Here is a 13,023-nt window from a genome sequence, read left to right as displayed (position 1 = left end):
GGGCTCAGGGCGCCGTGTGCAACGTGCTGCCGGCATTGCCCTGGGCCTTCTCGATCTTCTCCAGCGCCGGGATCAGCTTCTCGTCGACCACGCGCTGGGTCATCGCACCGCTGTACTTCCAGCGCACGATGCCGCTGCCGTCGACAAGGAAGGTTTCCGGTGCGGCGGTCACGCCCCAGTCGATCGCGGTGCGGCCTTCCACGTCGCTGAGCACGACCATGAACGGGTTGCCCAGCTGTTCCAGCCAATGCAGGGCATCGGTCGGTTCATCCTTCCAGTTGTAGCCGATCACGCGCACGCGCTTGCTCTCGGCGAAACGGGTCAGCACCGGGTGTTCCTCGCGGCAGGCCGCGCACCAGCTGCCCCACACGTTCAACAGGTACGGCGCGCCACGCAGTTCGTCGCTGTGCACGATCATTTCCGGGTCGTGCAGCACCGGCAGCGCGAACGCTGGCGCCGGCTTGTCGATCAGCGCCGATGGCAGCACGTCGCGCTGCGGATCACCCGATTTCATAACCCCGTAGATCATCAGCCCGAGCAGGCCGAAGAAAAACAGCACGCCGATCACGATGGCTACCGGCGGCAGCGGGCGGGAGGGGCGCGGGGCGGGGGACTCGGACATGGAAACTCCTACGGACGACGGAAACGGCGGTCGGCGGCGGCGATGAATCCGCCCAGGGCCATCAGCAGCGCGCCCAGCCAGATCCAGCGCACGAACGGCTTGATGTGCACCCGTACCGCCCATGCATTGTTGCCCAGCGGCTCGCCCAATGCCACGTAGACATCGCCGTCGAAGCGTGCATCGATGCCGGCCTCGGTCATCACTTGGCCGCCGCTGGCGTACTGGCGCTTCTCCGGGTGCAGCAGGGCCAGTTCGCGGCCGTCGCGGAACACCCGCAGGTGACCGCGGTCGGCGATGAAATTGGGGCCTTCGCGATGGTCCACGCCCTCGAAGCGCACTTCGTAGCGACCGACCACCAGCTGCTGACCCGGGGCCAGCGCCACTTCGCGCTGCACGTTCAAGGCTTCCACCAGCAGCGCGCCGGCCAGGAACACGGCGATGCCGGCGTGGGCAACGATCATGCCGAGCATTTCGGCGGTGAAGCGGCCGTTGCCGCGCAGTCGCTGCCAGACGAAGCGTGCGGTACCGAGTGCGACCCAGGCCGCAGCGGCCACGCCGATGCCGGCCTTCCAGCCGTTCTGCGGCGCCTGCCACCAGGCCATCGCGCCCAGCAGCAGCGCCAGGCCCAGCCACGGTGCCAGCAGCGCGAAGGCGCGCGAGGGCTGGTCATGCTGCCATTTCACCAGTGGGCCGAACGGCAGCAGCAGGATCATTGGCGCCATCAGCAGCAGGAACAGGCTGCCGAAGTAGGGCGGGCCGACCGAGATCTTGCCCAGCGACAGCGCATCGGCCAGCAACGGATACAGCGTGCCGAGCAGCACCATCGCGCAGGCCGTGGCCAGCAGCAGGTTGTTGGCCAGCAGCAGGGTCTCGCGCGAGGTGGCGGTGAAACCACGGCGCGGGTCGTCGGCATCCACGCTCAGCTGGCTGGCGCGCAGCGCGTACAGCAGCAGGCTGCCGCCGACCAGCACCGACAGGAACACCAGGATGAACAGGCCGCGCGAGGGATCGGCAGCGAACGAATGCACGCTGGTCAGCACACCGGAGCGCACCAGGAAGGTGCCCAGCAGCGACAGCGCGAAGGCGGCGATCGCCAGCAGCAGGGTCCAGCTGCCGAAGGTGCCGCGCTTCTCAGTGACCGCCTGCGAATGGATCAGTGCCGCGCCGACCAGCCAGGGCATGAAGCTGGCATTTTCCACCGGGTCCCAGAACCACCAGCCACCCCAGCCCAGCTCGTAGTAGGCCCACCAGCTGCCCAGCGCGATGCCCAGGGTCAGGAAGCCCCACGCGACGTTCGTCCACGGCCGCGTCCAGCGCAGCCAGCGCGCATCCACGCGACCTTCCAGCAGCGCCGCCACCGCGAATGCGAACGGAACGGCGAAACCCACGTAACCGATGTACAGCATCGGTGGATGGATGATCAGCCCCGGGTCCTGCAGCAGTGGGTTGAGATCGCGTCCTTCCAGCGGCGCCGGGTTCAGGCGCAGGAACGGGTTGGAAGTGAAGATCAGGAAGGCGAGGAAGCCGACGCTGACGATGCCCATCACCGCCAGTACACGCGCCTGCACCGGTGCCGGCAGGTGCCGGGAGAACAGCGCCACCGCGCCGGTCCACAATGCCAGCACCAGCGCCCACATCAGCAGTGAGCCTTCATGCGCGCCCCAGACCGCCGAATAGCGGTAGATCATCGGCAGCAGCGAATTGGAGTTCTCGGCCACGTAGCGCACTGAGAAATCCTGCTGCACGAACGCGGCGGTCAGCACCGCGAACGCGCCGGCGAGCAGCAGCAGCTGCGCGAACGCGGCTGGCCGTGCGACCGCCATCCATGCCGTGTTGTTGCGATGTGCGCCGACCAGCGGCAGGCCGGCCTGCAGCAGCGAGGCCAGCAATGCGCACATCAGCAGGATCTGACCCAGTTCGGGCAGCACTCAGCGCACCTCGGGGGCCGTCACCGGCACATCGTGCTTGCGGTGGGCATCGCCCATCTTGTCGGCCACTTCCTTCGGCACGTACTTCTCATCGTGCTTGGCCAGCACTTCGTCGGCGACGAAGGTGCCGTCCTGCAGGCGGCCGCTAGCGACCACCGCCGTGCCTTCGGCGAACATGTCCGGCAGGATCCGCGAGGTGGTCACTGCCAGCTGCGCGTCGCCGTCGGTCACTTCGAAACGTGCTTCCAGCGAGCCGACCGGCCGATTGAAAGAGCCCTTCACCACCATGCCGCCCAAGCGGAAGCGCGACTGCGCATCGACATCACCGCGCAGCACTTCCGAAGGCGTGTACAGGTAGGCAATGTTGCGCTCCAGTGCCATCGCCACCAGCGCAGTGGCCAGGCCGGAGGCGAGCAGGGCCAGCAGCACCCATGCCAAGCGGCGACGCTGTACCGGGGTCATCGTTCCAGCTCCGTCGACAGCGGCACAGCTGCGTCCTGCCTGCCGGCGCGGGTCTGCTGACGCTGCTGGCGGGCCAGTGCCAGCCGGCGTGCCACGCGCAGGCGCAGCCACGAACCGATGGCGTCGGCGCCGAGCACCAGCACGAACACGGCGTAGGCGCCGATCACATAGGGAAGGTGGGTCATGGCTGGGCCTCCCGGACCGGGCGTTCGGCACCGACGCGTCCACCGACCCAGGCCTTGCCGGCCTCGCGGTCGAGATTGTCGGCGCGGGCCTTGGCCAGCACCGAACCGGCGAACCAGAACTTGGTGCCGATCACCATCCACCACAGCGGCGCGATCATCGCGCTGCTGATCGCCGATTCACCGAACACGTTGATCGACTGGCGCTGATGCAGGCCGCCCCACCAGTCCACCGAATAGCGGATCACCGGCAGCAGGCTGACGCCGACGATGGCCAGCAGTCCCGCCGCACGTGCGGCGCTGCGGCGGTCCTCGATGGCGTGGTAGAGGCCGATCACGCCCAGGTACAGGAACAGCAGCACCAGCTCGCTGGTCATGCGCGGGTCCCAGTCCCACCAGGTGCCCCAGGTGCCCTTGCCCCAGATGCTGCCGGTCAGCAGGGTGATCAGGGTGAAACCGGCGCCCATCGGCGCGCAGGCCATGGCCAGGATCTCGCAGACCTTGATCCGCCAGATCAGCGCGATGGCGGCATACAGCGCCATCAGCGCGAATACGAACAGGCTCATCCAGGCACTGGGCACGTGGATGTAAAGGATGCGGAAGCTGTCCAGCTGCTTGGCTTCCGGCGGCACCACCAGCAGCGCCTGCCACATGCCGACCAGCAGCACCGGCACCGCCGCGAGGTAGAACACCCGCGACCAGCGGGCAGCGAAACGGTCGAACGTGGGAGGCGAACCGAGTTGGTGGAACCAGCGGACAATCGGATTCATGCGTGGCGGCTATCCAGCAGGGGTGGATTGGCTCTCAGCTCGGTCAACTCAGAGAAATACGTATTGCAGCGGCAGTGGCCAGCGGAGCCAGCACCAGCGCGAGCAGCAGGCCGGCGCCCAGCATCAGCAGCGCACCGACCGGATCCTGCCCGCGTCCGGCTGCCGCCAGACTGCCGGCGCCGAACACAAGCACCGGCACGTACAGCGGCAGCGACAGCAGCGCCACGAGAATACCAGAGCGTCGGATGCCAACGGTCAGTGCGGCGACCACGCCACCGATCAGGCTCAGCAACGGCGTTCCCAGCAGCAACGATGCCAGCAACATCGGCAGCTGGTCATGCGGCAGATGCAGCATTTCGGCCAACAGCGGGCTGACAAAGATCAGCGGCAGCGCAGTGGTCGCCCAGTGCAGGAGCACGCGCACCAGCACCAGCCAGGCCAGCGGCACCGGCGCCAGTAGCCACTGTTCCAGCGAGCCATCTTCGGCGTCGGAACGGAACAGTGAATCCAGCGACAGCTGTCCCGCCAGCAGCACGGCCAGCCACAGCACCGCGCCGGCGGTGGCGGCCAGCAGCTGTGGTTCGCGGCCTTGGGCCAGCGCGAACAGCACCACTACCAGCACCGCGAACAGCAGTGGTTGCAGCGCATCGCCGCGGCGGCGCCAGAGCAGGCGCAGGTCGCGCTTGAGCAGGGCGCCTGCGGTCTGCCACAGGCCTGGTTCGGTACCCGGCGCGATCATGCGGCACCGCCGAGGTCGAGCTGGCGGGTACGCACCGGCGGTGCGGCGTAGGCGCCATGGGTGGTGACCAGCGCAGCGCCGCCGGCACGCAGGTGCGCCGAGATCATGCGGTTGACCAGGGTGATGCCCTCCAGGTCGAGGTTGGCATAGGGCTCGTCCAGCAGCCACAGCGGCGCCGGCGACAGCCAGATGCGTGCCAGTGCCAGCCGCCGCTTCTGCCCGGCGGACAGATGCCGAACGAGGGTGTCTTCATAACCGGCCAGGCCCACGATGGCCAGCGCGTTGCCGGGCATCTGCCGCGCACGCCGTCCATGCAGGCCGCACAGGAAGTGCAGGTTCTCCAGCGTGTCCAGGTCTGGCTTCAGGGCCGGCAGATGGCTGAGGTAGGCCACGTAGCGTGCACGTTCGGCATTGTTCGCCGGCTTGCCGTCGATCCGCACCTGGCCGGCGCCGGGCCGGGCCAGGCCGGCCAGCACGCGCAGCAGGGTGGTCTTGCCGGCGCCATTGCCGCCCTGCACCAGCAGGGCTTCGCCGGCGTCCACATGGAAGTCCAGCGGGCCGAACACCGGCTCGTCATTGCGGGAGAAGCTCAGGCCGCTGGCGGCCAGCAATGCAGGGGTGTTCAAGGGGCAGGGGTCTTCATGCCGGAGTGCGATGGCAATTGTAGCGGTGAATGCCGATGGTAGTGCCGGCCGCTGGCCGGCAGATGCGACCCGGCGCCGCAGATCGTCCCAGGGGTGCCGGCCAGCGGCCGGCACTACCGACGCGCGGATTGCGTAAACTCGCAGGCCTGTTCCCCCACAGCCCAGGCCGATGCAACCGAACACCAAGCTGCCCAAGGTCGGTACCACGATCTTCACCGTGATGTCCCAGCTCGCCGCCGAACACGGCGCAGTCAACCTGGGCCAGGGTTTTCCGGACTTTTCGGCGCCGCAGCGCCTGATCGACGAGACCGCCAGGGCGATGGCCGCCGGGCTGAACCAGTACCCGCCGATGACCGGCGTGGCGCCGCTGCGCCAGGCCATCGCGCAGAAGGCGCTGGACTGCTACGGCGCGCAGGTCGATGCGGACAGCGAGATCACCGTCACCAGTGGCGGTACCGAGGCCATCTTCAACGCCATCCACGCCGTGGTGCGTGCCGGCGAGGAAGTGATCGTGCTCGACCCGGCGTATGACTGCTATGAACCGGCGATCGACCTGGCCGGTGCCAAGGCCGTGCATGTGTCGCTGGATCCGCAGACCTTCGCGGTCGACTGGGACCGCGTGCGTGCGGCGATCACCCCGCGCACCCGCATGCTGATCGTCAACACCCCGCACAACCCGTCCGGCGCGATGCTGTCGGCGCAGGACATGCAGGCACTGGCCGAGCTGCTGCGTGGCACGCAGATCTACCTGATCTCCGATGAGGTGTACGAACACATCATCTACGACGGCCGCCGCCATGAATCGGCGCTGCGCTACCCGGAACTGCGCGAGCGCGCGTTCGTCATCTCCAGCTTCGGCAAGACCTATCACTGCACCGGCTGGAAGATCGGCTATGCGATCGCACCGCCGGCACTGACCGCCGAGTTCCGCAAGGTGCACCAGTACAACACCTTCACCAGCTTCGGCCCGGCGCAGTACGGCTTCGCCGCGATGATCCGCGACGAACCCGAACACCACCTGGAGCTGGGCGCGTTCTACCAGGCCAAGCGCGACCGTTTCCGCGAGCAGCTGGCCGGCACCCGCCTGAAGGCGCTGCCGGTCCCCGGCGGCTACTTCCAGCTGGTCGACTACTCGGCCATCAGCGACCTGCCGGACCATGAGTTCGTGAAGTGGCTGACCATCGAGAAGGGCGTGACCGCGATCCCGCTGTCGCCGTTCTACGAAAACCCGCCGGCCGGCCAGCGCCTGGTGCGCCTGTGCTTTGCCAAGAATGAAGCAACGATGGACGCGGCGATCGAACGCCTGCGCCTGCTCTGAGCGAGGCTTGAACATGCAGGACCTGCGCATTTCCCTCGTCCAGGGCGACACCCGCTGGCACGATCCGGCCGGCAACCGCGCCTACTACGGCGCGCTGCTCGCACCGCTGGCCGGCACCACTGACCTGGTGATCCTGCCGGAGACCTTCACCAGTGGTTTCTCCAACGACGCCATTGCCCAGGCCGAAGGCATGGACGGCCCGACCGTGGCCTGGGTGCGCGAACAGGCCAGGACCTTGAACGCGGCGGTGATCGGCAGCGTGCAGCTGCGCGACGGCGAGGGCGTCTACAACCGCCTGCTGTTCGCCACGCCCGATGGCGACCTGCAGTACTACGACAAGCGCCACCTGTTCCGTTACGGCGGCGAGCACGAGCGCTATGCCGCCGGTCGCGACCGCCTGAGCGTGGAATGGAAGGGCTGGCGGATCAATCCGCAGGTCTGCTACGACCTGCGTTTCCCGGTGTTCTGCCGCAACCGCTACAACGTGGAGCGTCCGCAGCAGCTGGATTTCGACCTGCAGATCTTCGTCGCCAACTGGCCGTCGGCACGCGCCTATGCGTGGAAGACGCTGCTGCGTGCGCGGGCGATCGAGAACCTGTGCTTCGTGGCAGCGGTGAACCGCGTCGGTGTCGATGGCAACGGGCTGCACTACGCAGGCGACAGCGCGGTGCTGGATTTCCTCGGCCAGCCGCAGGTGGAGATCCGCGAGCGCGAACAGGTGGTCACCACCACCATCTCGGCCGAGGCGCTGGCCGCACACCGCGCGCGTTTCCCGGCGATGCTCGATGCCGATGCCTTCCACCTGGACGAACAGGCCTGAGCACCGGCCTGAACACTGCTGCACCAGCGCGTGCGCCTGCATCCAGCGTGCACGCGCGCGCTGCTAGATTCGCCGGCAGTCCGACCGAACTGGAAGTCCTGCCATGAACAAGCCCTTCGCCCTGCTGCTTGCCCTGTCTGCCGCATCGCTGGCCCCGGCCGCGCACGCCGCTGGCAACCTCGACTGTGAGCTGCGCTACAACCTCTCTGGCTGGTCGCTGATCTACAAGACTGCATCCGGCAATGGCACGGTCACCTGCAGCAATGGCGCCAGCATGCCGGTGCGCATCCAGATGAAGGGCGGCGGCCTGACCGTGGGCAAGTCGAAGATCACCAACGGACGTGGCAGCTTCACCGGCGCAGTCAGCGTCAACGAGCTGCTGGGTACTTACGCCTCGGTGGGCGCGCATGCCGGTGCGGTGAAGTCCAGCAACGCGCAGGTGATGACCAAGGGCGACATCTCGCTGGCCCTGTCCGGTACCGGCAAGGGCTGGGATCTGGGCGTGGACGGCACCGCGTTCACCCTCAGCCGGCGCTGAGGCGCGACGGCGCGGCAGTTCCCCAGCTGATGCGGATGTAGTGCTGTTCGGAATCGCTCAACAACCGTTCGACACCGAAACCATTCTTCAGCAGCTGTGCGACCACGTCTTCGAAGAGCTGCTCGCTGGCCATCACCTGGCTGAAGCCGAACACGATGTAGCGGCGGCCATTTTCCGAGCCGATCTGGATGGCGTTGTCGAGATCGCGGTAGAACAGTTCGATCGGGCGCTTGGCGGCATCGACGTTGGCGCGGGCCTGTTCGGCGGTGATGGTGATCATGGGCATCTGCCTTGTGTGGGAGCGCGCGCACGATAGCCGGGGAATCAAAGCCGTTCCCGGAAGGCCAGCACAGTGCGCTGCTTTTGCAGCAATTCCTAGGCTGCAGCGGGACGCCGCCGTTGCAGCCACAAGGCCAGCAGGCCACACGCGATAACGGTCGGTGCCAGCATCTGCACTGCACCGACCAGCGCCATTGCCGCACCGATCAACAGGTAGTAGAGCAGGCCGAACAGCGCGCCTGCGCTGCCGAGACAGTGTGGATAGCCGCGCAGGGCCTGGCCGAGCACATTGGGAATGGCAAGGCCGAAGCCCGTCACCACCGGCACCATCGCCGCGATCAGGGCAGGGTGATCATGCAGCAGCGCGGCCAGCAGGCCTCCCGTCAGAACCAGTACTGCGGCGATGCGGATACGCGTGGTTGCGGCAACGCCTGCACGCAGCAGGCGGCCATTGCCCCACGCGCCCAGTGCCGAGCCCAGTGCCAGCACCGCGCCGCTGGCGCCGAACCAGGTGGCTGGCCAGTGCAGGCGCGCAAACACGAAGGGGCCGAGCACATACCAGCTGTACATCGCCACGTTGAAGGCCATCACCAGCAACGCGTGTGACCAGATCCAGCGATCGCGCAGCAGTTCCCGCAGCAGTGGCAGCATGGGCGCGTGCGGGATCTGTGCAGGGCGGCTTTCGCGCAGGCCCGCCAGGCATGCGACTGCCAGCAGGGCAGCGATCAGCAGCAGGCCGGACTGTACGCCGACATAGCCATGGGCGGCGACCAGCAGCGTGCCCAGTGCAAGGCCGATGGCCGGGCTCAGGGCCAGGGCCATGCCGATCCAGGAGAATGCCTGCGCCAACGCGGGTCCCTGCAGGTGGTCGCGTAGTACGGTCTGGGTTACCACCGAGGCCGCCGCCGCACCCAGCGCGGCCAGTGCCTGTGCCAGCAGGACCTGGCCGAAGGTGCTGGCCAGCAGGCCGCCGCAGGCGGCCAGTGCGAACACGGCCAGGCCGCATAGCAGGGCAGGGCGACGACCGATACGATCGGCCAGGCGCCCCCACAGCAGCACGCCTGCAGCGAAGCCGAACAGGTACAGGCTCATGGCCTGGCTGGCGGCACTCGGCGGCAGGGCGAAGCGTTCGGCCAGATCGGCCAGGGCCGGGCTGTACAGGGTCTGTGCCAACTGCGGGAACATCAGCAGTGCAATGGTGAGCAACAACAGGCGGCGCGACATGCGGGCGCTCCAGGAACAGGGCCCCGCATTGTGGTCGCGTCCGCAATGGCGCACTCTGTCTATCTTGTCATCGAATGTATGAAATCAGACATGGCCTGGTTGCAGCCGCACGCGCACTTCGACGCCGATGCCTGGAGCGCTCCGGTGCTGGGGATTGCAGCCTCACTGGCGGATCACGACTCGGGTTGGCACCAGCATGCACGCGCGCAGCTGCTGTACACCCGGCAGGGCTGCACGCGCCTGACCTACGGTGATCGCATCAGCCTGCTGCCGCCCGCGCGCGCCGCGTGGATTCCGGGTGGGCTGCGCCATCGCGCGCAGATGCGCCAGGCGGTCGACTACCGTTCGTTGTACTTCGACGCCACGCTGTCGGCCCAACTGCCCCGGCAGCCGGCGATCATCGGCGTGGGGCCGCTGCTGCAGGCCTTGCTGGAGCCGATCGCGCAGGCGCCGTTCGACCATGACTGGCAGTCGCCGCGCGCACGCCATCAACTGGCGTTGTGCGTGCTGGAGATCGCTGCTGCACCGGTGGCACCGATGGACCTGCCTCTGCCTCGTGATCCGCGGATCGCACGGTGCCTCCCGGTGGCCGAGCAGCTGCCGCCCGAACTGGGGGAGCTGGCCGCGCGCACGGGCCTGAGCGCGCGTACCGTCGGCCGGTTGATGCAGCGTGATACCGGCATGAGCTACCAGGCCTGGCGCCAGCAATGGCGACTGATGCGGGCCATGGAGTTGCTGCTGCTGGGCCAACGCGTGGCGCACGTGGCGCAGGACACCGGCTTCTCCGCCGAGAGCCCGTTCATCGCCTTCTTCCGCGGCATGACCGGCACCACACCCGCCGCGTTCCAGCGCCACGCAAAAGGGGACGGAGGGGATTAAGTCGCTTTCGCCCCTTTGATACAGGCCGTGGCAAAAACGACTTAATCCCCTCCGTCCCCTTTTCAACGAAAAACCCCGGCCTGCGCCGGGGTTTTTCATTTCAGGCGTGCCGGTGATCAGCCGCCGCGCGGGCCGCTGCGGCGCGGGCCGCCCGGACCGCGGTTGCCGCCGGGGCCACCCGGGCCACGGTTGCCACCCGGACCGCCGGGGCCGCGATTGCCGCCCGGACCACGGTTGCCACCACCCGGCCCGCGACCGCCCGGACGGGCGCCCTGCGCCGGCTTGGGGCTGCCATACGGGTTGAAGCCCGGCGTGGCGTGGTCGGACGGGAAGCTCGGGGCATTGCCCGGATGACCATACGGGTGCTTGTTGCCCTGGCCCTGCGAGCGGTTGCCGGCACCGGCCGGACGACCCTGGCCGCCTGCGCCGCCACGGCCTTCACCGCCGAAACCGCCACGGCCCTGTCCGCCACCGGCGCCCGGACCCTTCGGCTTGCCGTACGGACGGCCCTGGCCGCCTGCGCCCGGACCACGGGCACCCGGGCCGCGCGCGCCCGGACCGGCATTGCGATGGCCGCTCGGGCCCGTGCTCACGCCATCCGGCACGTACCAGGTGCGGAACGCGGCCGGGTTGCCTTCCGGCAGCGAACGGTCATTCTTCTGGGTGCGCTGCTTGAACGGCTTCTGCGACTGCTTGGCTGCTGCTTCACCGCTGACCGTCAGGCCACCCTTGAAACCGCCGCCCTTGCCGCCGCGGCCACGGCCGCGGTCTTCGCGGACGTTGTCGAAGCGACGCAGCTCGCGGCCTTCGTCTGCGGTGTTATGGCCGTTGACGTAGGCATTGCCACGGCCACCTTCGCGCACGCGCACGGTGGTCTTGGCGGCGCGGCGCTGGCCGATCACCGGCTGCAGGGTCAGAGCCGACGGCGCGCCTTCTTCCAGCTTCAGCTGCGCACGCAGGGCTTCAACCTGGGCGGTGCCCAGTTCCACCGAATGGCCACGGGCCAGTTCGCGCGGCAGGCTCACCTTGCCGTAGCGGGTGCGCTTCAGGCGGCTGACCTGGCAGCCCTGCGACTCCCACAGGCGGCGCACTTCGCGGTTGCGGCCTTCCTTCACCACGACGCGGAACCAGTCGTGCGAGTCGGTGCCGCCGATGCGTTCGATCTCGTCGAACTTGGCAGGGCCGTCCTCCAGTGCCACGCCGCGTGCGAGGCGGTCGACGATGGCGTCGGAGACCTTCTCCTCGCCTTCCGGGGCGCGCACGCGCACCACGTACTCGCGCTCGACCTCGAACGACGGGTGCATCATGGCGTTGGCCAGTTCACCGTCGGTGGTGGCCAGCAGCAGGCCGGTGGTGTTGATGTCCAGGCGGCCGATGGCGATCCAGCGCGCGCCCTTCAGCGGCGGCAGCGATTCGAACACGGTCGGGCGGCCTTCGGGGTCTTCGCGGGTGGTCACTTCGCCTTCCGGCTTGTTGTAGACCAGCACGCGCGACGGTTCGGCCAGGGCGGTGGCGACGAAGCCGCGGCCATCCAGCTCGATCTTGTCGCCGCTCTTGACCGACATGCCGGTCTGCGCGACTTCACCGTTGACCTTGACCAGGCCTTCGGCGATGCGCTGTTCCAGCGCGCGGCGCGAACCCAGGCCGGCCTGGGCCAGCACCTTGTGCAGGCGCTCTTCCAGCTTGAACTGTTCGGAGGTGGCTTCGCGCTTGAGCGAGAGCTTGTTACGGGGGGTGTCACTCATCAGTTTTGCTCCGGCCGACGGTTTCGGGGTCGGCCTCTGGTTCGGAATCGGCTTGGTCAACAGCCACGGTCGTCATCGCGACGGCGTTGTCTTCGCGTTCGTTCAGGGGCACCGCGCGCTCGCCCGGCGCGGAATCGGGGTGCCCATCATCAAGGGGCGAAGGTGCTTGCTCATCGGAAGCCGACGCAGACGCTGCGTCGGCGGAATCGGGGGGGGCGCTGCCGGCCAGGCCGGCGTTATCGTTGGCAGCAGCGCCATCGGCGCCAGCTGAAATGTCCGGACCCTCGGCACTGGCGGCGGCCGGTGCGTCGCGGTCCAGGGCCAGCTGGGGTTCCAGCTCGCCCAGGTCCTTCAGTTCCGACAGCGGCGGCAACTCGTCCAGGCGCTTCAGGCCGAAGTAGTCCAGGAAGCCCTTGGTGGTGCCGAACAGGGCAGGCTTGCCGGGCACGTCGCGGTGGCCGACCACGCGGATCCACTCGCGTTCCTCCAGCGCCTGGATGATGTTGCTGCTGACCGCCACGCCGCGCACCTGCTCGATCTCGCCACGGGTGATCGGCTGCCGGTAGGCGATCAGCGCCAGGGTTTCCAGGGTGGCACGGGTATAGCGGGTCTTGCGTTCGGTCCACAGCCGGCTGATCCAGCCATGCACTTCGCCGGTCACCTGGTAGCGGAAGCCGGAGGCGACCTCGACCAGTTCCACGCCACGGCCTTCGCAGGCTTCGCGCAGGCGCTCAAGCGCACGTTCGATGCTGCCCGGCGGTGCCGGCTCCTCTTCCGGGAACAGGTCTTTCAGCTGGGCCAGAGTGAGCGGCTGGCTGGAGGCCAGCAGGGCACCCTCGACAATGCGGTTGATCAGCGTTTGGTCCATCGGCA

Annotated in this window: 15 protein-coding genes; 4 read left to right on the top strand and 11 right to left on the bottom strand. The window is 68.1% G+C overall.

What is annotated here, in order from left to right:
- Window positions 1-4 precede the first annotated feature (4 nt).
- From AC5P67_RS03985 to ccmA, 7 genes are read right to left on the bottom strand one after another with little or no spacing between them, the layout of a single operon-like run.
- Window positions 5-622, bottom strand: coding sequence for a DsbE family thiol:disulfide interchange protein (locus AC5P67_RS03985; protein ID WP_005410345.1), 618 nt, complete (start codon window positions 620-622; stop codon window positions 5-7).
- Window positions 623-630: 8 nt separating this feature from the next.
- A complete protein-coding gene (locus tag AC5P67_RS03980) occupies window positions 631-2,550 on the bottom strand; it encodes a heme lyase CcmF/NrfE family subunit (RefSeq protein ID WP_241880187.1) in 1,920 nt (639 codons plus the stop codon).
- Window positions 2,551-3,012 carry a cytochrome c maturation protein CcmE gene (gene ccmE / locus AC5P67_RS03975; protein ID WP_005410343.1) on the bottom strand — a complete coding sequence of 154 codons (462 nt, stop codon included), beginning with the start codon at window positions 3,010-3,012 and terminating at the stop codon, window positions 2,551-2,553.
- On the bottom strand, window positions 3,009-3,197 hold the full coding sequence (gene ccmD / locus AC5P67_RS03970; RefSeq protein ID WP_005413988.1) for a heme exporter protein CcmD: 189 nt from the start codon (window positions 3,195-3,197) through the stop codon (window positions 3,009-3,011). Before ccmD ends, ccmE begins: the two co-directional genes overlap by 4 nt.
- Entirely contained in the window at window positions 3,194-3,964 is a 771-nt protein-coding gene (gene ccmC, locus AC5P67_RS03965) for a heme ABC transporter permease CcmC (protein WP_005410341.1), read from the bottom strand. The genes ccmD and ccmC overlap by 4 nt, the downstream gene beginning before the upstream one ends.
- 43 nt (window positions 3,965-4,007) lie before the next feature.
- Window positions 4,008-4,703 (bottom strand): heme exporter protein CcmB, encoded by a 696-nt coding sequence (gene ccmB / locus AC5P67_RS03960; protein WP_099561747.1) that lies wholly within the window; start codon window positions 4,701-4,703, stop codon window positions 4,008-4,010.
- Window positions 4,700-5,269 carry a heme ABC exporter ATP-binding protein CcmA gene (ccmA, locus tag AC5P67_RS03955; RefSeq protein WP_407625789.1) on the bottom strand — a complete coding sequence of 190 codons (570 nt, stop codon included), beginning with the start codon at window positions 5,267-5,269 and terminating at the stop codon, window positions 4,700-4,702. Before ccmA ends, ccmB begins: the two co-directional genes overlap by 4 nt.
- Window positions 5,270-5,516: 247 nt before the next feature.
- On the opposite strand from ccmA, the gene AC5P67_RS03950 reads away from it, so the two are divergent.
- The 3 genes from AC5P67_RS03950 (at window position 5,517) to AC5P67_RS03940 (ending at window position 8,023) form a co-directional block, all read left to right on the top strand.
- Entirely contained in the window at window positions 5,517-6,665 is a 1,149-nt protein-coding gene (locus AC5P67_RS03950; RefSeq protein WP_005410338.1) for a pyridoxal phosphate-dependent aminotransferase, read from the top strand.
- 13 nt (window positions 6,666-6,678) lie between these two features.
- A complete protein-coding gene (locus tag AC5P67_RS03945; protein WP_012480813.1) occupies window positions 6,679-7,485 on the top strand; it encodes an amidohydrolase in 807 nt (268 codons plus the stop codon).
- Between the two features lie 103 nt (window positions 7,486-7,588).
- Window positions 7,589-8,023 (top strand): hypothetical protein, encoded by a 435-nt coding sequence (locus AC5P67_RS03940; protein WP_005410336.1) that lies wholly within the window; start codon window positions 7,589-7,591, stop codon window positions 8,021-8,023.
- Here the strand turns inward: AC5P67_RS03940 and AC5P67_RS03935 are convergent.
- Window positions 8,010-8,303 carry a hypothetical protein gene (locus tag AC5P67_RS03935; RefSeq protein WP_495214308.1) on the bottom strand — a complete coding sequence of 98 codons (294 nt, stop codon included), beginning with the start codon at window positions 8,301-8,303 and terminating at the stop codon, window positions 8,010-8,012. The two genes, AC5P67_RS03940 and AC5P67_RS03935, sit on opposite strands and share 14 nt — an antisense overlap.
- A gap of 95 nt (window positions 8,304-8,398) precedes the next feature.
- The gene (locus AC5P67_RS03930) at window positions 8,399-9,526 is read right to left on the bottom strand and encodes an MFS transporter (RefSeq protein WP_062607427.1); all 1,128 of its coding nucleotides are present in this window, start codon (window positions 9,524-9,526) and stop codon (window positions 8,399-8,401) included.
- A 90-nt stretch (window positions 9,527-9,616) separates the two neighbouring features.
- Here AC5P67_RS03930 and AC5P67_RS03925 point away from each other — a divergent pair, with 90 nt between their 5' ends.
- A complete protein-coding gene (locus AC5P67_RS03925) occupies window positions 9,617-10,405 on the top strand; it encodes an AraC family transcriptional regulator (protein WP_012480810.1) in 789 nt (262 codons plus the stop codon).
- Window positions 10,406-10,521: 116 nt separating this feature from the next.
- Here AC5P67_RS03925 and AC5P67_RS03920 read toward each other — a convergent pair whose 3' ends face one another.
- Window positions 10,522-12,150, bottom strand: a complete 1,629-nt coding sequence (locus tag AC5P67_RS03920) for a pseudouridine synthase (protein WP_005413982.1) — start codon at window positions 12,148-12,150, stop codon at window positions 10,522-10,524.
- Window positions 12,143-13,018 carry an SMC-Scp complex subunit ScpB gene (gene scpB / locus AC5P67_RS03915; RefSeq protein WP_495214306.1) on the bottom strand — a complete coding sequence of 292 codons (876 nt, stop codon included), beginning with the start codon at window positions 13,016-13,018 and terminating at the stop codon, window positions 12,143-12,145. The genes AC5P67_RS03920 and scpB overlap by 8 nt, the downstream gene beginning before the upstream one ends.
- Window positions 13,019-13,023: the final 5 nt, after the last annotated feature.

The organism is Stenotrophomonas sp. YJH_SMC_21, assembly GCF_059369555.1.
The sequence above is the reverse complement of the archived record's forward strand: the minus strand, read 5'-3'. Positions and strand labels throughout refer to the sequence as shown.